Annotated in this window: 23 protein-coding genes; 16 read left to right on the top strand and 7 right to left on the bottom strand. The window is 42.0% G+C overall.

Annotation, left to right across the window (positions count from 1 at the left end):
* Positions 1 to 137: 137 nt before the first annotated feature.
* The 7 genes from dnaG (at position 138) to N693_RS0110695 (ending at position 7,115) form a co-directional block, all read left to right on the top strand.
* Positions 138 to 1,949 (top strand): DNA primase, encoded by a 1,812-nt coding sequence (dnaG, locus tag N693_RS0110725; protein ID WP_025784779.1) that lies wholly within the window; start codon positions 138 to 140, stop codon positions 1,947 to 1,949.
* A gap of 33 nt (positions 1,950 to 1,982) precedes the next feature.
* On the top strand, positions 1,983 to 3,101 hold the full coding sequence (gene rpoD / locus N693_RS0110720; RefSeq protein WP_025784778.1) for an RNA polymerase sigma factor RpoD: 1,119 nt from the start codon (positions 1,983 to 1,985) through the stop codon (positions 3,099 to 3,101).
* A gap of 61 nt (positions 3,102 to 3,162) precedes the next feature.
* Complete coding sequence (locus N693_RS0110715; protein WP_025784777.1) at positions 3,163 to 3,720, top strand: hypothetical protein; 558 nt, start codon at positions 3,163 to 3,165, stop codon at positions 3,718 to 3,720.
* Between the two features lie 84 nt (positions 3,721 to 3,804).
* A complete protein-coding gene (locus N693_RS0110710; protein WP_025784776.1) occupies positions 3,805 to 4,947 on the top strand; it encodes an acyl-CoA dehydrogenase family protein in 1,143 nt (380 codons plus the stop codon).
* A gap of 145 nt (positions 4,948 to 5,092) precedes the next feature.
* Positions 5,093 to 5,467: a cytochrome c550 gene (cccA, locus tag N693_RS0110705; protein ID WP_025784775.1), complete on the top strand. Its 375-nt coding sequence runs from the start codon at positions 5,093 to 5,095 to the stop codon at positions 5,465 to 5,467.
* A 143-nt stretch (positions 5,468 to 5,610) separates the two neighbouring features.
* Positions 5,611 to 6,309, top strand: coding sequence for a tRNA (adenine(22)-N(1))-methyltransferase TrmK (locus N693_RS0110700; protein WP_025784774.1), 699 nt, complete (start codon positions 5,611 to 5,613; stop codon positions 6,307 to 6,309).
* Positions 6,306 to 7,115, top strand: coding sequence for a Nif3-like dinuclear metal center hexameric protein (locus tag N693_RS0110695; RefSeq protein ID WP_025784773.1), 810 nt, complete (start codon positions 6,306 to 6,308; stop codon positions 7,113 to 7,115). The genes N693_RS0110700 and N693_RS0110695 overlap by 4 nt, the downstream gene beginning before the upstream one ends.
* Before the next feature lie 45 nt (positions 7,116 to 7,160).
* Here the strand turns inward: N693_RS0110695 and N693_RS0110690 are convergent, their stop codons facing one another.
* The gene (locus tag N693_RS0110690; protein WP_025784772.1) at positions 7,161 to 8,132 is read right to left on the bottom strand and encodes a 4-hydroxy-3-methylbut-2-enyl diphosphate reductase; all 972 of its coding nucleotides are present in this window, start codon (positions 8,130 to 8,132) and stop codon (positions 7,161 to 7,163) included.
* 66 nt (positions 8,133 to 8,198) lie between these two features.
* On the bottom strand, positions 8,199 to 8,678 hold the full coding sequence (gene vrrA / locus N693_RS19195) for a VrrA/YqfQ family protein (protein ID WP_025784771.1): 480 nt from the start codon (positions 8,676 to 8,678) through the stop codon (positions 8,199 to 8,201).
* A 110-nt stretch (positions 8,679 to 8,788) separates the two neighbouring features.
* Between vrrA and N693_RS0110680 the strand changes: the two genes are divergently transcribed.
* Entirely contained in the window at positions 8,789 to 10,084 is a 1,296-nt protein-coding gene (locus N693_RS0110680) for a DEAD/DEAH box helicase (RefSeq protein ID WP_025784770.1), read from the top strand.
* Between the two features lie 11 nt (positions 10,085 to 10,095).
* Entirely contained in the window at positions 10,096 to 10,998 is a 903-nt protein-coding gene (locus N693_RS0110675; RefSeq protein WP_025784769.1) for a deoxyribonuclease IV, read from the top strand.
* Between the two features lie 128 nt (positions 10,999 to 11,126).
* Here the strand turns inward: N693_RS0110675 and N693_RS0110670 are convergent, their stop codons facing one another.
* Positions 11,127 to 11,375: a hypothetical protein gene (locus N693_RS0110670; protein ID WP_025784768.1), complete on the bottom strand. Its 249-nt coding sequence runs from the start codon at positions 11,373 to 11,375 to the stop codon at positions 11,127 to 11,129.
* 99 nt (positions 11,376 to 11,474) lie between these two features.
* Between N693_RS0110670 and N693_RS0110665 the strand changes: the two genes are divergently transcribed.
* The 3 genes from N693_RS0110665 to N693_RS0110655 are packed head-to-tail and all read left to right on the top strand — an operon-like array spanning position 11,475 to position 13,511.
* Positions 11,475 to 12,248, top strand: coding sequence for a metal ABC transporter ATP-binding protein (locus tag N693_RS0110665; RefSeq protein ID WP_025784767.1), 774 nt, complete (start codon positions 11,475 to 11,477; stop codon positions 12,246 to 12,248).
* Positions 12,241 to 13,104 (top strand): metal ABC transporter permease, encoded by an 864-nt coding sequence (locus N693_RS0110660; RefSeq protein WP_025784766.1) that lies wholly within the window; start codon positions 12,241 to 12,243, stop codon positions 13,102 to 13,104. Before N693_RS0110665 ends, N693_RS0110660 begins: the two co-directional genes overlap by 8 nt.
* On the top strand, positions 13,101 to 13,511 hold the full coding sequence (locus N693_RS0110655; protein ID WP_025784765.1) for a Fur family transcriptional regulator: 411 nt from the start codon (positions 13,101 to 13,103) through the stop codon (positions 13,509 to 13,511). The genes N693_RS0110660 and N693_RS0110655 overlap by 4 nt, the downstream gene beginning before the upstream one ends.
* Positions 13,512 to 13,546: 35 nt before the next feature.
* Here N693_RS0110655 and N693_RS0110650 read toward each other — a convergent pair whose 3' ends face one another.
* From N693_RS0110650 to N693_RS0110635, 4 genes are all read right to left on the bottom strand, one after another.
* Complete coding sequence (locus N693_RS0110650; protein WP_025784764.1) at positions 13,547 to 14,131, bottom strand: nucleotidase; 585 nt, start codon at positions 14,129 to 14,131, stop codon at positions 13,547 to 13,549.
* Complete coding sequence (gene ispG, locus N693_RS0110645; protein ID WP_025784763.1) at positions 14,128 to 15,252, bottom strand: flavodoxin-dependent (E)-4-hydroxy-3-methylbut-2-enyl-diphosphate synthase; 1,125 nt, start codon at positions 15,250 to 15,252, stop codon at positions 14,128 to 14,130. Before ispG ends, N693_RS0110650 begins: the two co-directional genes overlap by 4 nt.
* 92 nt (positions 15,253 to 15,344) lie before the next feature.
* Positions 15,345 to 15,680, bottom strand: a complete 336-nt coding sequence (locus tag N693_RS0110640; RefSeq protein ID WP_025784762.1) for a hypothetical protein — start codon at positions 15,678 to 15,680, stop codon at positions 15,345 to 15,347.
* Between the two features lie 44 nt (positions 15,681 to 15,724).
* Positions 15,725 to 16,246 carry a DUF1189 family protein gene (locus N693_RS0110635; RefSeq protein ID WP_025784761.1) on the bottom strand — a complete coding sequence of 174 codons (522 nt, stop codon included), beginning with the start codon at positions 16,244 to 16,246 and terminating at the stop codon, positions 15,725 to 15,727.
* A 197-nt stretch (positions 16,247 to 16,443) separates the two neighbouring features.
* On the opposite strand from N693_RS0110635, the gene N693_RS0110630 reads away from it, so the two are divergent.
* From N693_RS0110630 to N693_RS0110615, 4 genes are all read left to right on the top strand, one after another.
* Positions 16,444 to 18,075, top strand: a complete 1,632-nt coding sequence (locus tag N693_RS0110630) for a Na/Pi cotransporter family protein (RefSeq protein ID WP_025784760.1) — start codon at positions 16,444 to 16,446, stop codon at positions 18,073 to 18,075.
* A 16-nt stretch (positions 18,076 to 18,091) separates the two neighbouring features.
* A complete protein-coding gene (locus N693_RS0110625) occupies positions 18,092 to 18,574 on the top strand; it encodes a DUF456 domain-containing protein (protein ID WP_025784759.1) in 483 nt (160 codons plus the stop codon).
* Between the two features lie 84 nt (positions 18,575 to 18,658).
* Positions 18,659 to 19,267, top strand: coding sequence for a superoxide dismutase SodA (gene sodA, locus N693_RS0110620; protein ID WP_025784758.1), 609 nt, complete (start codon positions 18,659 to 18,661; stop codon positions 19,265 to 19,267).
* Between the two features lie 105 nt (positions 19,268 to 19,372).
* A complete protein-coding gene (locus tag N693_RS0110615; protein WP_025784757.1) occupies positions 19,373 to 21,559 on the top strand; it encodes a penicillin-binding protein 2 in 2,187 nt (728 codons plus the stop codon).
* The last annotated feature ends 26 nt before the right edge of the window (positions 21,560 to 21,585 follow it).

Raw genomic sequence — 21,585 nt, 5'->3', positions numbered from 1 at the left:
TCCATTTGAAACTATAACTAGTATTCACAGATACTTTCCTGTAAAATAGCAGTTTCGGAGAAAAATAAAAAAATTGTCGAATAAGAAGGATTTTAAATGGATACATCGAATTTAAAGACAGTGAAGATGGTGATGGCATGTCAAAAATTCCTGAACAGACGATAGAGGAGATTCGTTCAAAGACGGATATTGTGGATCTAATAGGTGAGCATGTCCGACTTACGAAGAGAGGAAAGAATTGGTTTGGGTTGTGTCCATTCCATGGAGAAAGTACCCCATCTTTTTCGGTATCTGAAGATAAACAGCTCTTTCACTGTTTTGGCTGCGGGGCAAGTGGGAACGCAATTACTTTTGTAATGGACATTGATAATCGTCCATTTACAGAAGCAGTCGTACAGCTTGCTGAGCGACTTGATATTCCGATCGATGCATCTATAGAGATGGGAAGTACGTCAGAAAAAGATGTGGCGCACAAACAGATGTATGAAGCCCATGAATTCGCGGCAAACTTCTATAATCACCTCTTGTTAAATACGGTGGAAGGCGAAAAAGCATATCAATATCTTGAACAAAGAGGATTTACAAGGGAAAACATCGAAAAGTATAGTATAGGATGGGCACTTGATGACTGGGAGGCGTTATCTTCCCTTTTGCAGCGTCAAGGTTTTGATATGAATGAGATGGAACAAGCTGGACTTGTCATCCGACGTGACAATGGAACTGGATTTTTTGATCGGTTCCGAGGAAGAGTAATCTTTCCCCTTTATGACGATCATGGTACAATAGTCGGGTTCTCTGGCAGAGTGCTTGAGAAAACCGAAAAAGACGCGAAGTACCTAAATAGTCCGGAGACTCCTATATTCGAAAAAGGTCGATTGTTGTACAATTTTCACCGTGCACGTCTTAATGCTCGGAAAAAGGGTAATGTAATAGTATTCGAAGGATTTATGGATACGTTGTCTGCAGATCGTAATGGTATTGAAAATACTGTAGCAGTTATGGGGACAGCGTTATCAGATACTCAACTGATCAAGTTGAAGCGAATTACTAACGATCTTATTATTTGTTGTGATGGGGACAACGCAGGTTGGGAAGCTTCTAAACGTTTTGCAGAGCTCGTCATGCACAAAGGGTTTTCTCTTAAGATCGCAGTACTTCCTAATAAAATGGATCCCGATGATTATATTTCTGAAAATGGAATTGAAGCATTTCGAGAAAAAATCCTAGGTCGTCCTCATACGTATATGTCTTTCATTATGGCGTATGCAAGAAGGTCTAAAAATCTATCACACGAAAATGATGTACTGCAATATATCCATGAAGTGATGGAAGAACTTGCGGGAGTCTTAGCACCGGTAGAAAAAGACATGATGTTGAGGCAGCTTTCGATGGATACAAATGTATCGGTCGATGCGCTCGAGCAGCAGTATGCAAAAGCTGCTGGTAAAGCTGTAAAGAAGTCACAATCTGACAGCTTTACCGAGCCCGTCATCCCGATCATTCAACAAAGAAAGCAAAGCCTCTCCGCGACAGGACGCGCTGAGAGGCTACTGCTAAGTCATCTGCTGAACGATGGGACCTTATTTGACACGATTCAGAATCACCATGAGGATCTGTTTGTTCATGATGACTATGCTACCATATACATCCATTTAGCAGGCTTCTATGAGCAATATGGTGCACCTGATTTTCATCGCTTTGCAGAAACGATCGAAGACCGTGAACTTCGGAAGATTGTGTTGGAGGCAGCTGTGATGGAACGGGACCCAGAACGCGCGGAGCAAGAAGTGGAAGATTGTGTTTTACATTTAAAGAAACACAGAATTCAACAACTCATTACAGAAAAAATGCACGAAGCAAAAGATGCAGAAAAAATGAACGATCTACCCGCAGCACTTCAGCTAGCGAGAGAGATCATACAGCTCCGGAAATCATTATCGGCAATGTAAGCCGACCGGCGTACTAAGGAGGAACAGGTTATTATGGCTAAAAAAGAGGAACTAACTGGAGAAACAGAGACAACGTTGGAGGAAGTCAAAGCTGCTTTGCTGGAAACCGGTAAAAAGAGTGGCGAGTTGACAATTGAAGAAGTCACTGAAAAATTGGCTACTTTTGAAATGGAGCCCGACCAGTTTGAAGAGTTCCTCGATCAAATCGAGGCAGCTGGTATTGAGATGGAAGGCAAAGAAGAAAGTTCTGAAGAAGCGCCAGGCAAACCTGCTGCAGATGAAGAACGATTCGACCTGAATGACCTGAGCGTTCCGCCGGGTGTGAAAATTAATGATCCCGTCCGCATGTACTTAAAAGAAATTGGCCGTGTTGATTTGCTTACCGGTAAAGAAGAAGTAGCTCTTGCTAAACGTATTATCGCAGGTGAAGAGGAAGCTAAGAAACGTTTGGCAGAAGCCAATTTACGTCTAGTTGTGAGTATCGCAAAACGATATGTAGGACGAGGCATGCTCTTTTTAGATTTGATCCAAGAAGGAAATATGGGTCTTATTAAAGCCGTTGAAAAGTTTGACCATACTAAAGGCTTTAAGTTTAGTACGTATGCAACATGGTGGATTCGCCAGGCGATTACACGTGCGATCGCAGACCAAGCAAGAACAATCCGTATTCCTGTTCACATGGTAGAGACCATTAACAAGCTCATCCGTGTTCAACGTCAATTGTTGCAGGATTTAGGAAGAGAACCTTCGCCGGAGGAAATCGGTGAAGAGATGGAACTAACTCCTGAAAAAGTTCGAGAAATCCTTAAGATTGCACAAGAACCGGTATCACTTGAAACACCAATTGGTGAAGAGGACGATTCACATCTTGGAGATTTCATTGAAGACTCGGAAGCACAGTCTCCTTCAGACCATGCGGCTTATGAATTGTTGAAAGAGCAGCTGGAAGATGTTTTGGATACACTGACAGATCGTGAAGAAAATGTCCTTCGATTGCGTTTCGGATTAGACGATGGCCGAACTAGAACTTTGGAAGAAGTTGGTAAAGTGTTCGGAGTAACTCGTGAGCGGATTCGTCAAATCGAAGCGAAAGCTCTTCGTAAATTACGACATCCTTCTCGTAGTAAGCGTCTGAAAGACTTTTTAGAATAAGAAACTGGCACCGGGCAAATTCCTTGCCGGTGTCTTTTTTCAGTAGAAGGAGAGAACGTTTATGAATGCGCAGCGTAAACGAATCATTATATCAGAAATACATTATTGGAAAAAGAATCGTCTGTTGCCAGAGCATTATTGTGATTTTTTAATTACGTTATACGCTCAAGGGGATGCAGAAGCAGCTACGAATGTAAAGGTTGAAAAAGCTATTCTAGAAAAAGAGCGGTATTCAGTCACGAAGAAAATGATCATGTTGGTAATTTTAGCAATAGGTCTTTCTGCTTTGATGTTTACAATTGGGAATTATCCGATCATTATGATTGCACCTGCATCCATTTTTGTCCTTGGTTTACTAGTAAGGTTAATAATTAGTAAACCATTTCGTTCTGCCCTCATTCCTTTTACATATATTATTGCAGCTTTTATGTTGCTCGCAATATCACTTAAAGTATGGTTTTCTTTCTTTGAAGGCGAGACAATGTTGTTATTAGGTATTCTTATGTTAAATAGCATTTTATGGCTATTTGCAGGACGTTTGCTAAAATTATTGTATTTTACAATTTCAGGTGCTGCTGGGTTACTAATGATTATCGGATTTTTGCTCATTTCGTATTGAGCGAAAATCCTTTTTTTCTGTTAAACTATCGACTAATTCTGTATAATGAAACTTGTAAGCGTTCACAAAAAAGGGGATGTCATAATGGATTTCAATTTATCTACAGAACAACAAATGATACAGCGGACAATTCGGGAGTTTGCAAACGAAGTTGTTGCACCAGGTGCAATTGAGAGGGACCGGACAAATGAATTTCCTGTAGAAATCTTTAAACAACTTTCTGAAATGGGAATGATGGGACTACCGTTTTCAGAAGATTATGGCGGAGCAGGAGCAGACACAATCAGTTTCGCAATCGTCACTGAAGAATTAAGTCGGGCTTGTGCGTCTACCGGAATTACTTATTCCGCGCACATTTCGCTTGGGGGAGCGCCACTTAGCTTATTTGGAACAGAAGAACAGAAACAAAAATATTTGCGCCCGATATGTGAAGGAACCTCATTTGGTGCGTTTGGACTTACCGAACCTAATGCAGGATCAGACGCAGGCGGTACACAAACAACAGCTAAACTTGAAGATGGAACTTATACCATTAATGGTTCAAAAGTATATATCACTAACGCAAGTTATGCTAAAAATCTTGCTCTGACTGCCATAACAGGACAAACAGAAACAGGTGGGAAAGAAATTAGCGCGATTATCGTTCCTACAGATGCAGAAGGATTCAAAGTGATTGATAACTATGAAAAGATGGGGTTGCATGCTTCCAATACGACCGAACTCGTTATGGAGAATGTACAAGTACCTGAGGAGAATCTATTGGGGAAAAAAGGGAACGGATTCCGTCAATTTTTAGTAACACTAGATGGTGGACGAATTGGAATTGGAGCAATGGCAGTTGGAATTGCTCAAGCAGCCTATGATCGTGCCATGCAATATGCAAAAGAGCGGAAACAGTTTGGAAAGTCGCTTTCCGAGTTCCAGGTGACACAATTTAAGCTAGCAGATATGGCGATGAAAATTGAGCTTGCACGAAATATGGTTTATAAAGCGGCTTGGTTAAAAGACGAAGGAAAGCCGTTTACTAAAGAAGCTGCGATGTGTAAGTTGTATGCTTCTGAAATTGCAATGGAAGTTGCAGACGAAGCCATTCAAATCCATGGTGGTTATGGATATATGAGAGAATACGAAGTTGAAAGATATATGCGTGACGCGAAGTTATTGGAAATTGGAGAAGGAACTTCTGAAGTCCAACATATGGTGATTGCACGCCAAATTGGATGTTAACGAAAAAAGTTCACAAAGTATGTCCAAAATGTCACAAAAGAGAAAAGTCTGTTGATAAGTCTTTCGATTTTAGCCAGAATACAGTACAATAAGAGTTGTGCACTATATACTACAGAATAGTTTCTGGTGAAGGAGGTTAAGTTCGTTGAGTAAAAATCCTGTTGTTCCTTATATTTTGATTTTCGCATTAGGTATCGGACTCATTTTCTTCATGTCCATGTATGGTATTGATCAACAAAAAGAGATTGCCGATGCAGATGGCGAAGCAACGGAAGAAGGCAAAAAAGATGACGAAGGCGCATCTGCTGAATTCGATGCTGAAGCTGTAGCGCAGCAAAAATGTATCGGATGTCATGGTGGAGATCTAGAAGGCGCTGTTGGCCCGAGCCTTCACGGTGAGGACAAAGATCCTAAAGAGCTTCACGAAATCATCAAGAATGGTAAAGGCGGTATGCCACCTGGACTCATCCCAGATGAGAACATTGACGCAATGGTCGATTACATTCTAACACTTAAATGATAATCTAGAGAGCAATCAGTGTGGCGGAACTCCGCTGCCTGATTGCTCTTTTGTTTGATACGTGCAAAAAGGTCTGATTTTCGATAAGATTAATGGAAGAAGTCGACGACAGTTTGTCCGTCTGCTGAAAGGTGGAACAAAGAGTGAACGCGAAAAATTTATCAGAACGATTGCGGTTGGTCGCATCATTTGCTGAACAAGGAACTGTCCTTGCAGATATAGGAAGTGACCACGCTTATTTACCCTGCTGGCTCATTCAAAAAGGGCAAATATCCAGAGCCATTGCAGGAGAAGTGGTTAAAGGACCATTTGAATCAGCAAAGCGAAATGTTGCAAAGGAAGGCTTAACGGATAAGGTTGTTGTACGTCTCGCTAATGGGCTGCAAGCTATTCATCCTGATGATGGTGTTGAAACAGTGACCATTGCAGGTATGGGTGGTTCCTTAATTGCCTCTATTTTAGAAAACGATGCGGATAAGTTAAAAGGGGTCAAACGAATTATCGTACAGCCGAACATACATGCAATGGCAATCCGTGTTTGGGCGGTCAGCAATTCATGGAAAGTATCGAACGAAGCGATTCTTAAAGAGGATCATAAAATCTATGAAGTCCTTGTCCTGCAGAGAGGTGATCAGTCTTATACCCCTGAAGAGTTACTAATGGGGCCGATTCTTTTACAGGAACGTTCTGCCGTTTTCCAAGATAAATGGCAAGGTGAGTTAAATGAGATATCACGTGTGATTAGTGTGCTAACACAGTCTGCGCAATCTGAAGAAGCAAAAGCGAAACGTAAACAATTGAGTGCAACGAAGGATATGATTGAAAGGGTGTTGAAGTCATGAAAAACGTGAATGGTCATGAAATCATTCAAGTATTTGAAGAGTGGGCACCAAAAAAATTAGCCATGGAAGGGGACCCAATCGGTCTCCATATTGGTCAATTGAATAGACCAGTTGACACTGTCTTAGTCACATTGGATGTGAATGAATCGATTGTCGACGAAGCGATTGAGCGAGGGGCAACGCTTATCATTGCACACCATCCTCCCTTATTTAGACCTGCGAAACACATATGGACAGATACCCCACAAGGACGAATGATTGAGAAGTGTATCAAACATGATTTGTCCGTGTATGCAGCTCATACGAACCTAGATATAGCAAATGGCGGTGTGAATGATCTGCTTTCAGAGAAACTAGGGCTCACTCAGATTCAAATTCTTGAACGAACTTCTTTTGAATCAGATCAAGAATATGGAATAGGTCGAGTCGGTAAGCTTCCGTCGAGTATGACGCTTGAACAGTTTGCTCTCCACGTGAAGGAGAAGCTAGATGTGCCTGCAGTTAGATTTGTAGGAGATAAGGATCGATTGATACATAAAGTAGGCGTTTTAGGTGGAGATGGAAACAAATATATATATGCCGCTAAACGTGCTGGGGCAGATGTGTTAGTAACAGGTGATTTGTATTACCATGTCGCCCAAGACGCTGAAGCAATTGACTTATGTGTTGTAGATCCTGGTCATAATGTTGAAAAAGTGATGATTCAAGGTGTTGCAGAGCATATGGCTGCAAAATGTGAACACCGAAACTACAAAGTGACGTTTTTACAATCCCAACAAAATACAGAACCCTTTGCCTTTATTTAAAAAAATCCCCCAGTTTCTCAAGTGAGAAGTGGGGGATTTAGTCATTTAAACATATGGTTCAATCCGTGTAACGGGTGTTGGATTCTTAATCTTCGGTAACAGTCGGTTCAAGTCAAACTTGCGCTCTGCAATGTGTGTAGACGGATCTGCAGGGTCAAACTTCGAAAGGAATTCGATCACTTCACGAACGATCAATGTAGGTGTAGAAGCACCTGCTGTGACGGCCACGCGGTCGACGCCTTCCAACCAACTTAACTCAATTTCGGAGACATCTGAAATTCGATAGGATGGGGTATTAGCAATTTCGACTGAAACTTGTGTCAACCGATTGGAGTTATTGCTCTTCGGATCACCGACAACAATCAGCAAATCTGCTTCGCCTGCTTGCTCGGCAACTGCTTCTTGTCTAACTTGTGTCGCCATGCAAATTTCTTTATGGACCTCAATGTGAGGATATTTCTTTTTTAAGTCTTCCATGAGGTGAATGACGTCCCACTGACTCATAGTAGTCTGATTTGTGACAAGTAATTTGTCGTTTTGAAGAGTTAACTGCTCAATATGCTGTGCATTTTCAACTAAATGAACTCTGCCTGGAGCAACACCAAGAGCACCTTCAGGTTCCGGATGATGTGCCTTGCCGATATAGATGATATCGTAGCCTTCAGCCGTCTTCTCACGGATTAAGTCATGTGTGACAGTTACGTCAGGACAGGTAGCATCGATTGAAACTAGCCCTTTTTTACGTGCAAGTTCACGTACTTCAGGAGAGACTCCATGTGCTGTGAATATTACAGTACCTGTCTCGACTTGGTTGAGAATCTCGAGACGATTATTTCCTTCTAATGTGATGATGCCATCTTCCTCGAACGCATCCGTCACATGCTTGTTGTGTACAATCATGCCCAATATATAAATCGGTCTCGGCAATGATTCGTCGAGTGCCGCATTTCTAGCAATCACCATTGCATCGACGACCCCATAACAATAACCCCGTGGGGAAATCTTCATTACTTCCATCTTAAGCTCACTCCTCTAAAGGGATCTACCCCTATTATAGCGGAGATGACTCAAAGGTTCAAAGTCTTAGATTGGTGGCTGGAACACTTTAGGCACAGAAGGTCGAGGTCCTGAGGGTACTGGTGCTGCCCCGCGTGCAACAGATGCTGCTGCAGATGCTCCTGCTATCCCTGCATCCGGAAGAGATTGAAATCCTCGGTACAATTTCCACATGGCGGGTATATTTTGAAGCATTGGTGCAAACTGTTGTACCATGGGTGCATATTGTTGCACAGTTGTCATAAAACGATTGGCGGTTTCCATATACATTTCAGGTTTTGAAAGACCTGCCCTTGTAGGTGCTCCACCTTGTGTTTGCTGTTGACCACCAAACCCAGGATCCATTCCGAATGGGGAAGGTTGCTGATTCGCTTGGCCTTGTGCAAATGGTGCTGCAGGACCCTGTGTAAAGGGTTTCGCCTGCTGAAAGTTTCCGCGAAACATCTGTTGGCCAGCAGGAGCTTGCCGCTGCTGATTAGCAAATGGATAAAAAGATTGATATCTCATAATTATCTCCTTTCCCAAAGAGTACTTTGTCGATAATGTATCCTATGCGAAAAAAGCAACCAGCGGTACAGTTTCGTGCTACAATGAACGAATGATAGGAGGACACGAACATGTCTAGATACACTGATTACCAATTTAAACCTTTTCTTCGTGAAGCGATAGAAAAGTTGGGCTTCACAAGTCCAACCCCCATCCAAAAGGAAATGATTCCGCTCATATTAAAAGGTCAGAGCGCAATCGGGCAAGCACATACAGGAACAGGGAAATCCCACAGTTTCCTAATTCCAATTTTACAACGCATCAATACAGATGCAGATGAGCTTCAAGCAGTCATCACGGCTCCAACACGCGAGCTTGCTATCCAGTTATTTGATGAGTTGAAAAAGCTGACGGCTTCTTCAGAGGTTCGCACAAGTTTATTGATTGGCGGAACGGATAAGAAGCGCTCTGCTGACAAATTGAAATCGAATCCTCATTTAGTTGTTGGAACGCCTGGACGTATCCGGGATATGTCGGATACAGGTGCGCTATCGATTCATACAGCCCGAATCCTTGTAATTGACGAAGCCGATCTTGCGTTTGATATGGGCTTCATTGAAGACATCGACCAATTTGCCGGAAAAATGCCAAGTGACTTGGAAATGTATGTTTTCTCTGCGACAATTCCAGAAAAACTGAAGCCATTTCTTGCTAAGTATATGGACTCACCTGTTCATATTCAGCTCGGTACAAAAAAACCTTTGACAGAAGGCATGCACTATTCTCTCGTCCCGGTAAGAGGAATGGACCGCAAAAAGAAGCTTATGAACGTCATCCAGGCGATTAATCCGTATTTGGCAATTATTTTTACAAATACCAAACAAAATGCAGATGAGCTTGCGGGCTATCTTGCTGCGCAAGGTGTAAAAACAGGGAAAATCCATGGTGATTTAAACGCTCGCGAACGGACTCGGATGATGAAACAAATTCGTGACCTGGAGTACCAATTCATTGTAGCGACAGATCTAGCAGCACGAGGAATAGACATCCCAGGCGTGAGTCACGTCATCAACTATGAGCTTCCTGAAGACTTAGAGTTCTATATTCACCGCGTAGGACGTACAGCGCGTGCTGGGTTGGAAGGGGTCGCAATCACATTATTTGATCCTTCTGAAGATGATGCGATCGTTAAAATCGAGAAAATGGGTATTCCATTCGTACATGAAGATGTGAAAAATGGAGAATGGACACAGCTTAAAGAACGTCATTCAAGAAAAAATCGACCGAAAGAACAGGACGAAATCGATAAAAAAGCTGCTTCATTAATACGGAAACCTGCAAAGGTGAAACCGGGTTATAAAAAGAAGCGGGCTGCGGAAGTGGATCGCTTTAAAAAGCGTGAAAGGAGACTGAATAAGAAAAAATGAGTGAACAACCTATATTAATCGGGTCCCATGTATCGATGAGTGGGAAGGATATGTTACTTGGTTCAAGTAAGGATGCTCTCGAATTTGGTGCTTCGACTTTCATGATCTATACAGGAGCTCCTCAAAACACGCGACGTAAACCAATCGAAGAGTTGAACATTGCAGCAGGTCAATCGCATATGAAGGAACACGGACTATCCTCTATGGTCGTCCATGCGCCTTATATCATTAACATTGCAAATACGGTGAAACCTGAAACCTTCAGACTGGGCGTGGATTTCTTACAGGAAGAAATTAGACGTACAGCAGCACTTGGTGCAAATCAGATTGTATTGCATCCTGGAGCGCACGTAGGTGAAGGAAGAGACAAGGGAATTGCAAAAATTATTGAAGGTTTGAATGAGGTATTAGCTGAAGACGCGGATGTCCGCATTGCCTTGGAAACAATGGCAGGTAAAGGAACTGAATGCGGAAGAAGCTTTGAAGAACTTGCAATGATTTTTGATGGTGTTAAAAACAGCGATCGACTTTCGGTTTGTTTTGATACTTGCCACGTTCATGATGCTGGTTATGATATCGTAAACGATTTCGAAGGTGTGCTGGAAGAATTTGATCACTTCATTGGTAGAGATCGAATTTCAGTTGTCCATGTCAATGATAGTAAGAACGTCCGTGGTGCAGGGAAAGACCGCCACGAAAACATAGGTTTTGGTCACATCGGTTTTGAACCACTGCACTATATCGTTCATCATCCATCATTCACAAACGTTCCAAAAATATTGGAAACCCCATTCATCGGTACGGACAAGAAAAACAAAACAGCACCATACAAAGAAGAAATTATGATGCTGAAAAGTGGGGAATTCACTACTAAATACCGTGACGCACTATTGAAAGAAGAGTCTAACGCCTAATAGTCGTCGCCTTTAATGGTGATTAGATGTGGATATGCTAAGAAATCATTACAGCTTAAAATACTTGTATGATAAGAAATAGGCTGTCGAGCAAATCGGTAACTACTGATTTGCTCAACAGTCTCTTCTTACTTTCGCATATTCAAATAATCCTCCAATAACTGATTCGTACGTTTCTGTCCTAAAACCCGTTCCACCTTTGAAATGAAACTTTCAGGGACTCCTGTCAAAATCCAATGCATCGAGATCTCATCTAACAATGGTCTTAGCATTCTGATTTCCTCTACAGTAAAGTCTAATCCATACGACTTGGACATCTTCAACATCTCTTCATCGCTTCTTTTTTTCATCTCCAGTAGCAAACGTGTGTAATCCAAATTGTCACCTAGCTTTCTTTAAATTTGTAAGCCCGCGCCGTTTCGTTTATACTCATTGAAGTGAATCGTAATCATTACTATTAATAGAAGGATGGTTGTATGCAAGAAAGTCTAGTGAAATTAACAGATGTAACTTTTAATTATGGAAATTCGTCGGTGTTGAAAGATATCACCTTAACTGTGAAACCAGGTGAATTCTGGGCACTTATTGGTCCGAACGGATCTGGGAAATCGACGCTCATAAAAATTCTATTAGGATTGCTAAAGCCGAATAAAGGATCAGTGGAGCTATTCGAGGAGCCGATTTCTTCAGTCAGCCACAAAGAACGGGTAGGCTACGTATCCCAAAAATCAAACTCTTTCAATAGAGGATTTCCAGCTACTGTTTTGGAAGTTGTGAGAAGTGGTTTGACGAAAAAAACGGGATTGTTCAAGCGGTTTTCAAAAGCGGATACAGAAGCTGCTTTGAATGCGCTTATGGAAGTGGATATGAGAGAATTCGCTGATCGTAATATAGGTGAGCTCTCTGGAGGACAGCAACAGCGTGTCTTCATAGCACGAGCACTTGCGGCAAAACCAGAGTTGCTTATCATGGATGAACCGACTGTCGGGGTGGATCAGCAAAACTCGGCTTCTTTCTATTCTATGCTTGAAAAATTGAATCGTGACAATGGCATAGCCATTATTTTAGTTTCCCATGAAATTGACCTTGTGACTGATCTTGCTTCCCACGTTGCCTGTTTGAATCGGACGATGCACTTCCATGGTGGAAGAAGAGACTTTGCGAAGCTGAATGATAACGATCTATCGCGCTGGTATGGTCATTCTGTCCGTCTCGTTCATCAGAAGGAAGGAGACCCTTCCAATGATTGATGCATTATTTACTTATGAATTCCTGCAGAATGCGTTTTTCTCGGGTTTAATTATCGGAGTGATTGCACCCATGCTTGGGCTCTTCATCGTTGTGAGGCGTCTTGCTCTAATCGCTGATGCCCTGAGTCATGTTTCTCTCGCAGGGATTGCAGGAAGCTTGTATTTAAGTCAGCAAGTGTTGTTTTTCGCAGGGCTCAATCCGATATATTTAGGAATGGCGGCTGCAGTGGGCGGCTCGCTATTAATCGAGCGATTACGAAGGGTTTACCGCAATTTTGAAGAACTTGCGATTCCAATAATACTCTCAGCAGGAATAGGTTTCGGGGCGATATTCATTTCGTTAGCTAAAGGCTTCGGTTCAGACCTTGTAGGCTATTTGTTCGGTTCGGTCTCTGCGGTAAGCAGACAAGACTTACTAGTTGTCTCAATCCTTGCAGTCGGGGTGTTTGCTTTCATTTATTTGTTCTACAAAGAATTGTTCACGTTATCCTTCGATGCGGATTATTCTCAGGCATCGGGTATTAAAGGTCGCGGGATCCAAATGTTTTTCATGGTGCTCACGGCGTTAGTAATTGGGGCTTCGATGCGGATTGTCGGAATCCTTCTTGTATCGTCTCTTATGACCCTACCGGTTGCCGCTGCAATTCAGGTGGCAAAAAGTTTTAAATCTGCCATGTTACTTTCAATTCTTTTTGGAGAAATATCAGTCGTTACTGGGCTATTCGCTGCATATCACTTGGATATTGCGCCAGGAGGAACGATTGTAGTGACGGCGATAGTCATATTACTACTTGTGTTAATGGGTAAACGTTTGGCGGGTCAAAGTACGTCGAAAAGGAAGGGGGAAGTACTGTGAATGTAGAAAAGGCATGGGAAACGTTAAAGAAACACTCTTTCAAAAGAACAAAAAACAGAGAAGCGATTTTAGAGTTTCTTGCAGAGCGAGATGGATATACTGCTGCAATGGATGTTGGTGAATTTCTAAAAAAAGACAATCCCGGTGTGAGCTTTGATACAATTTACAGAAACTTAACCACGTTTGCGGAACTTGATATTCTGGAAGAAACTGATCTGAATGGGGAACGTCAATATCGGATGCACTGTGACCCGGGCGTGCATCACCATCACTTTATATGCACGGTGTGTGGAAAAACGAAGCACATACCATCTTGTCCTATGGATCACATCTCGGTTAACTTACCTGGAGTGGAAATTCAAGGGCACAAGTTCGAAGTGTACGGAAAATGTCCTCAATGCCAATAAAAAAGGAAAGGCTCAAAAACTGAGCCTTTCCTTTTTTAGTTCACTCGAGTTGTAAAGAAATTATGCTGTATCCATTCATTAGCTTCGTTCCAGTTATTGACCCGGATGACACCATTGGGAATAGCGTTCCGATTATATGGAGTGTCAAAAAGGAGGACAGGAATATCGAGCTCCTCGTGGAGATCGACAGCATTATCGTGTTTGTCTTCGAAGAACACGTCTGTTCCGAATTTGCGGGCGGTTTCAATTTTCCGATGACTGCCGATTAGCTCGACATGGTCATAGGGGAGTTGCTCACGCTTGAACCATTCCATTGTGACATCCATCACTTCAGAACCGCGAGCAGAGATGTAATACAACTCTGCTTGCTGTTTCTGCCAGTCTGTCAAAAATTGTTTAGCTTGTTCTTGCGTAGAGGATGCTAGACAAATCTCTGGTTCAGCCTCTTTATACCACTTGTAAAATTCTGTAGGATCGACATCGAAAGCGGTTGTCAGATCATACTCTTTAATATCATCTAAAACGAGCTCACATCCGAATTTTTTATTTATATGCGGAAGTAGAGAGGATGGAGTCGTTACAGTTCCGTCAATATCGATACCGAATCGATAGTTTTTCACTTAGACGCTCCACTTTCTTCAAGCAGTTCTTCTTGTCTCTTTTTCTCGAAATACTCTTCCGCAAGCTTATCAATTTCCATCTTCAATTCCTCAACCATTGTCTCTTCAGGAACTTTACGAACTGTTTTTCCGTGCATGAACAGAAGACCTTCGCCGCGGGCACCTGCGATTCCGATATCTGCTTCGCGAGCTTCTCCTGGACCGTTAACCGCACAGCCAAGAACGGCTACCTTAAGAGGTGCTTTAATATGTGAAATATATTCTTCCACTTCATTTGCAATAGATATCAAGTCAATCTCAATGCGTCCACAAGTCGGGCATGAAATGAGCGTTGCTGCGTTCGATGAAAGTCCGAATACTTTCAATAACTCCCGTGCCACTTTAACTTCTTGGACAGGGTCAGCGCTCAATGATACACGCATAGTGTTACCGATACCTGCAGATAGTAACGCTCCTAGACCTGCAGAACTCTTAATGGAACCAGTAAAGAGTGTACCTGATTCAGTAATACCAAGGTGAAGAGGGTAGTCGAATGCAGCTGCAGCTTTCTTGTAAGCTTCAATTGCCAAGTTCACATCAGATGCCTTCAACGAAACGATGATGTCATGAAAATCGAGATCTTCAAGGATTTTAATGTGGTGCAGGGCACTTTCAACCATACCGTCAGCAGTTGGATAGCCATATTTCTCAAGGATTTTCTTCTCAAGAGATCCAGCGTTTACGCCGATACGAATAGGAATTCCTTTTGCTTTCGCTGCATTAACAACAGCTTCCACTTTTGCTTGCTTCCCGATGTTACCAGGATTAATACGAATCTTATCAGCACCCTGCTCAATCGCAATCAGTGCCAGTTTATAGTTAAAGTGAATATCGACAACGAGTGGAATGTTAATCTGTGCTTTAATCGCGCCGATTGAATAGGCTGCGCGCTCATCTGGGCAAGCAACGCGGACAATCTGAACTCCTGCTTCTTCCAAACGCTTAATTTCTGCAACAGTTGCTTCCACGTCATGTGTTTTAGTCGTCGTCATACTTTGGATGAATAGTTCGTTGCTTCCTCCAATTGTAAGATTCCCGACTTTAACAGGACGAGTGTTGGATCGATGTATCATTTCAGTCATTATTTTCTCTCCTTACTTCGAATTACTACTGTTTCCTATAGTACATTTTATCAATCATTGTGCTAAAAAGACAAGGAACTGCCCTCCGCACTCTATTGTTTTGAGCAAAATGTGACGGTTTCACTACTAAGTGGAATTTCAATCTGCTCTCCACCTACAATGTCCTGAAGTTGTAAATGAGGGTTGAGTTGATAAAAAACCGTCAATCGATCGATGAAAGTCAAACTTGGATCTGGATAGAGTGCAAATAGTGTTTCAATCGTATCGCCTTGAACCGTTGTGACAACAATAGATACTGGCTTGTCCACTTCTTCACAAGTGGGTTCATCTGATGCGAAAGCTGCAAGTTGAATCGTACCTTCTGTCAAATCACTTTTTAGCATATGGATAAGCGCGAATACAGCTAGCGCGGTGAATAGTAGTCTCATAAGAAAAGCCTCCCTTCGCACAAGATATGCGTGAAGGGAGACATTTATGCGCGACTTACTTTTGATTGTGGTTGTTTCGGGTAATAATTTGCAGCCATTGCCAAATACACAATATGTATCGCAGCAGTTATTGGGAAATTAAAGGCATTTTCAACGTGGGCGATATCAAGAACTAAAGAAACTAAAATAGGGACAGAGAGTGAAACAGCTGAAGTACGCCACATATGCCTGTATTCTCCGCGCCGCTTGAAAATTTTTAAAAGCCCAAGCCCAACAAGCCCGAAGAAACTAACTCGGATGAATAAATAAAACGTGCTAATGACAAGCTGAAGGACAAATGCCATTGGATAGAGCAAACCACCGACAGTTGCTGCGTAATCGATCAATTCTTGAGAAGAGCCGAACAAATCAATATCTCCCGTAAGGAATCGTATAAAAGACACCAAGGTTGAAAGAATTACAAATAGAAATACGTATTGAAATACTTTTCCGATAGGTAGCAATCGGAAAGCTGCGAGTTTTTTTGGCTCGTGGATGGAAGCAAAAAACAATTGATAGTTCTTCAAAACGGTGACTCCTTTCTGGGTATATCGCTAGTTTAGCATCGGTACTATGTAATTGGGTAGGGATTGTCACAACATTAGCCAGTTTAGCATGTCAAATGTTAAGGGATTGTAAAGATTGACCGTTGTCTATTTACATATGAGAAGTCGGCGACAATAATAGGGGAGTATACATATCGTTATTGGAGGTTGCGCATTACATGGATATTAATTGGCAGGAAGTGGCGTTTCAATTTCTTGGCGGACTAGGTATCTTTCTTTTCGCCATTAAATACATGGGGGACGGTCTTCAGAAAGTAGCTGGAGATAGGCTACGTTCAATTCTCGACCGTTTTACAACCAACCCTTTCATGGGTGTCCTAGTGGGTATTATTGTAACTTGTCTCATACAGTCTAGTTCGGGTACTACGGTTATCACAGTCGGTCTCGTAAGTGCAGGATTCATGAAGCTTAGACAAGCAATTGGAGTCATTATGGGTGCTAATATCGGTACAACCGTTACTGCATTTATCATCGGTTTGGACGTAGGTGCTTACGCGTTGCCAATTATGGCGGTTGGTGCGTTCATGATTTTCTTCATCCCAAAACTGACGGTAAAACATTTTGGTGAGGTTGTGTTCGGGTTTGGAGGACTGTTCTTAGGGCTTGAACTCATGAGTGAAGGGATGGTACCTTTACAAACACTTGACTCCTTTACCGATTTGACCGTTTCGATGGCAGACCACCCGATGCTTGGAGTGGTTGCAGGGACGGTGTTCACCTTAATCGTTCAGAGTTCCAGTGCGACTGTAGGGATTTTGCAAGGCTTATATGCGGAAAATCTTATCGATTTGAAAGCTGCTTTGCCTGTTTTGTTCGGTGACAATATCGGAACTACGATAACCGCAATTTTAGCTTCAATTGGCGCGTCTGTTGCTGCCCGTCGTGCGGCTGCAACCCACGTTTTGTTCAATATTCTTGGAGCGGCCATATTCATGATTCTCCTTGTTCCTTTCACTGCTTACGTGGAATGGATTACAAGTACAATTGGACTCGATAAGAAAATGCAAATTGCGTTCGCACATGGTACCTTTAACGTTGTGAACACAGTAATCCAGTTTCCGTTCATCGGTGCTTGGGCGTATTTTGTAACGAAACTCATTCCTGGTGAGGATGTGACGATTGAATATAAACCGAAACATTTGGATCCTCATTTCATCACTCAGTCTCCAGCCGTTGCTATTGGACAAGCAAAAGAAGAAATCATTCGTATGGGTTCGTTTGCTGTCCAAGGATTAGAAGAAACATTCGAATACTTGAAGAGTAGTAAGAAGAGCCATGCAGAAACGGCGTATCAAATTGAAGATGCCATTAACAATTTGGACCGTAAAATCACGGACTATCTAGTTGAGATTTCTGCAGTCAATATCTCGCCAGTGGAATCCGTTCGACACGTCATGTTGATGGATACGGTTCGCGACATCGAGCGAATTGGAGATCATTTTGAGAATATCATCGAACTCATTGACTTTAGAGAAGTTAATAAGGTGAAGCTTTCTGAAGATGCTCTGGAAGAACTTTCAGAGATGTTTGCACTGACTATTGGTACAGTACAAAAAGCAGTGGATTCATTAGATACGAACGATTGGGAGCTTGCACGTACTGTTGCTAAACAAGAGGAGTTAATAGACAAAATGGAACGCAAATGTAGAAAGAGCCATATTATTCGTCTGAATGAAGGTGGCTGTTCTGCACAAGCTGGTATTGTATTTGTCGATATTGTCTCTAACTTGGAAAGAATTGGAGACCATGCTGTCAATATTGCAGAAGCGGTTTTAGGAAAACGCGCATAAGGGAGGAGGAAGTTGGATGGATTGGATTGCATGGATTGTAGCAAGTTTGTTTTTCGTTGTTGCTTTTATTGGTTTAATCTATCCGGTCATTCCTTCCGTTCTCTTCATCATTGGCGGCTTTTTGCTCTACGGGCTAATTGATACATTCAGTTCCATGGGCTGGCAGTTCTGGACAATACAAATTTTATTCACTATTTTATTGTTTGGAGCAGATACGATTGCAAACCTTTTCGGTATTAAACGCTTTGGAGGATCTAATGCTGGAGGTTGGGGGAGTACGATTGGGCTTCTCATAGGGCCATTCGTCATTCCGGTCGCAGGAATTCTAATTGGACCATTCCTTGGTGCTGTTTTTGCGGAATTACTCATTACGCGTGCTGGTTTTAAACAAGCCTTTCGTTCAGGAATTGGTTCGTTGGTCGGATTTTTAACATCTGTTATCGTCAAAGGTGTTGTCATGATTGTTATGATCGGTATTTTCATCTTCTTCGTCACATAAAAGACAAGATAATTGAATGACTATGGGAAGTTTGATAATCTTGAAGGGTAGGAAAGAATTCAATCATTCAAGGAGGAATTGGAAATGGCTTATAAATTACCTGAATTGCCTTATGCATATGATGCACTAGCACCACACATCGACAAAGAAACGATGGAAATTCACCACACGAAGCATCATAATACGTACGTTACCAATGTAAATAATGCATTGGAAGGACATGCTGATCTTGCTGCTAAATCTGTTGAAGAGCTTATCTCAGATTTGAATGCAGTTCCTGAAGATATCCGTACTGCAGTTCGCAATAATGGCGGAGGTCATGCGAACCACTCCTTATTCTGGACACTTCTTTCACCAAACGGTGGCGGAGCGCCAACTGGTGCTCTAGCTGAAGCAATTGACAAGAAGTTCGGAAGCTTAGACAAATTCAAAGAAGAGTTTGCGAATGCTGCAAAAACTCGCTTTGGTTCTGGATGGGCTTGGCTAGTTCTTGATAACGGAGAACTTTCAATCATGTCTACACCAAACCAGGACAATCCATTAATGGAAGGTAAGACTCCACTTCTTGGCCTTGACGTTTGGGAGCATGCTTATTACTTAAACTATCAAAACCGTCGTCCTGATTACATTTCAGCATTTTGGAATGTTGTTAACTGGGATGAAGTACAAAAGCATTATACAGAAAATAAGTAAGTGAATGATGCAACCAAGCACACATCTTGTTCGTCAAGATGTGTGCTTTTTCGTTTTTAATGCTATAATTCATTTGATGTGCACCTAATGAAGGAGGGGGAAAACGTGAGGAAAAATCAGCGTAAAGTCGATCAGGCAAAAGTACGCCAGCGCAAATTGACTTCCTTCAGAATGAACTTTTTGTTCTTTTCTATATTCGTTTTGTTTTCGTTGCTAATTTTTCGTTTAGGATATTTGCAAATTGTTAAAGGGGAAGAATATAAGAGTGAATTAGAACGTAAAGAAGAAATCGCAGTAAACACAAGTGTTCCAAGAGGCCGGATTTTTGATCGGAGCGGTCATTTGCTCGTTGATAACGAACCACGAAATGCGATTACATATACGAAGACAACTTCTACAACGTCTGAAGAGATGTTGAAAACTGCTAAAAAACTTGCGAAGTTAATTGACAAACCTACGACGAGAGTCACTCTGGGTGACAAAAAAGACTTTTGGATTCTGTTACATCCTGATGAAGCGATGGAAAAAGTTACGGAGGAAGAGCAGTTGGCGCTTCAAAATGACGAATCCATCTCAAAAAAGGATGCGCAACGTGAAATTACGAAGATGACACGGGATCGCATTACAGACGAAGAATTGGATTCATTTACAGAAAGTGAGCTTGAAGTGCTCGCGATTTACAGGGAAATGATGTCAGGGTACGCCTACACTCCGCAAATCGTTAAGAGTGAGGATGTGACCGATATAGAATTTGCAACGGTCTCTGAACAACTTGGATCACTTCCGGGAGTCAATACGACAACAGATTGGGAACGTGTCAAGATGTCAGATAGCGCAATCCTTGGAACGACGACTAGCCCGTTAGAAGGAATTCCTAAAACTGATCTGGACTATTTCCTATCACGTGGTTATTCGCGGAATGACCGAGTAGGTAAAAGTTACATTGAACGATATTATGAAGATTTGCTAAAAGGTCAGAAGACAGTTGTGAAAAATATTAAGGATAGAACTGGGAGAGTCGTAGAAACCAAAACAGTTCGTGAAGGGGAACCAGGAAAAGATCTGATGTTGACATTGGATACTGAACTGCAATCAAATCTTGAAAAAATTGTGGAAGATAATTTGTTGAAAGCAAAACGAATGGGTGGCTCTCAATTATTAGATCGAGCCTTCTTAGTGATGATGGACCCGAATACAGGTGAAGTATTGTCCATGGTTGGAAAAAGGATTGTGAAAGACAAAGAAACGGGTAAATTATCAGTACAAGACTACACATTCGGTACGTTCAGTACGTCATATGAAGTGGGATCGACTGTGAAGTTAGCTACTGTTTTAAGTGGTTATCAGCATGATGCATTGCGTATAGGAGAAACGAAAATTGATGAACCTATCTATGTAGGTAAACAACGCAAAGCATCTCTTTTTAACCAAAATTCCCGTATTCCCGTTAATGACATTGAAGCACTTGGACGCTCCTCCAACGTGTACATGTTCAAAATTGCAATGGATATAGCAAACTATAATTATGTAAAAGGCGGTAGCTTGAAAATCGATTTTGATGCATTCAACAAATTACGAGACAGTTATGCCTCATTCGGTTTAGGTGTTAAAACAGGAATCGATTTGCCAGGCGAAGTGTCTGGGTCATCACCAGAACCAAACCGCAAAGAACCTGGTAAATTACTCGACTTATCAATTGGGCAGTATGATACGTACACCCCCCTTCAACTTGCGCAGTATGTTTCCACTGTTGCAAATGGTGGTTATAGAATTGCACCACAAGTACTGAAGGCTGTATATGAGCCTTCAAAAGATGGGAAAGAATTTGGAGCTCTCTTGGAACAGAATGATCCGAAGATTCTCAACCGAATTAATAATACTCCTGAAGAAATTGACCGAGTTAAAAAAGGGATGCATTATACGTACTATCAGCCAAAGGGAACTGCATACAACATTTTCCAAGGTGAAGATTTCGATGCTGCAGGGAAAACGGGTACTGCACAGGCAGGGTATTATGAAGGCGAAGACCGATCTCTATGGGGGACTCAAACAGTTTCTGTGGCTCACGTAGGTTTTGCTCCATATGAGAACCCTGAAATTGCATATTCCGTTATTGTGCCGCACGTGTCAACCTATACAACTGGTTATGCCCATCCGAATAATGACATTGCCCAAGCGGCTGTCAAAGAGTATTTTGCACTGAAGAAAAAAAGAGCTGAGTCTGAAATTTTCTCTACAGAGACACAGACTATTAAGCCGCCGATAAAAGTGGAAGCCGGAACTGAAAAATAGAATTCGAAAATAAAAAGACAAGCTTA

This window comes from Sporosarcina sp. D27 (genome assembly GCF_000586555.1).
Taxonomy (GTDB): Bacteria; Bacillota; Bacilli; order Bacillales_A; family Planococcaceae; genus Sporosarcina.
Note: the sequence above shows the minus strand (reverse complement) of the source record. Positions and strands in the feature narration are given on the sequence as shown.

Bases quoted from the DNA above. Each gene is read 5' to 3' on its own strand.
- N693_RS0110660 (WP_025784766.1), top strand. From the start codon at position 12,241: ATGATTGATGCATTATTTACTTATGAATTCCTGCAGAATGCGTTTTTC.
- dnaG (WP_025784779.1), top strand. From the start codon at position 138: ATGTCAAAAATTCCTGAACAGACGATAGAGGAGATTCGTTCAAAGACG.
- N693_RS0110665 (WP_025784767.1), top strand. From the start codon at position 11,475: ATGCAAGAAAGTCTAGTGAAATTAACAGATGTAACTTTTAATTATGGA.
- sodA (WP_025784758.1), top strand. From the start codon at position 18,659: ATGGCTTATAAATTACCTGAATTGCCTTATGCATATGATGCACTAGCA.
- N693_RS0110715 (WP_025784777.1), top strand. From the start codon at position 3,163: ATGAATGCGCAGCGTAAACGAATCATTATATCAGAAATACATTATTGG.
- rpoD (WP_025784778.1), top strand. From the start codon at position 1,983: ATGGCTAAAAAAGAGGAACTAACTGGAGAAACAGAGACAACGTTGGAG.
- N693_RS0110710 (WP_025784776.1), top strand. From the start codon at position 3,805: ATGGATTTCAATTTATCTACAGAACAACAAATGATACAGCGGACAATT.
- N693_RS0110695 (WP_025784773.1), top strand. From the start codon at position 6,306: ATGAAAAACGTGAATGGTCATGAAATCATTCAAGTATTTGAAGAGTGG.
- N693_RS0110640 (WP_025784762.1), bottom strand. From the start codon at position 15,680: ATGAGACTACTATTCACCGCGCTAGCTGTATTCGCGCTTATCCATATG.
- N693_RS0110630 (WP_025784760.1), top strand. From the start codon at position 16,444: ATGGATATTAATTGGCAGGAAGTGGCGTTTCAATTTCTTGGCGGACTA.
- ispG (WP_025784763.1), bottom strand. From the start codon at position 15,252: ATGACTGAAATGATACATCGATCCAACACTCGTCCTGTTAAAGTCGGG.
- vrrA (WP_025784771.1), bottom strand. From the start codon at position 8,678: ATGAGATATCAATCTTTTTATCCATTTGCTAATCAGCAGCGGCAAGCT.
- N693_RS0110690 (WP_025784772.1), bottom strand. From the start codon at position 8,132: ATGGAAGTAATGAAGATTTCCCCACGGGGTTATTGTTATGGGGTCGTC.
- N693_RS0110680 (WP_025784770.1), top strand. From the start codon at position 8,789: ATGTCTAGATACACTGATTACCAATTTAAACCTTTTCTTCGTGAAGCG.
- N693_RS0110625 (WP_025784759.1), top strand. From the start codon at position 18,092: ATGGATTGGATTGCATGGATTGTAGCAAGTTTGTTTTTCGTTGTTGCT.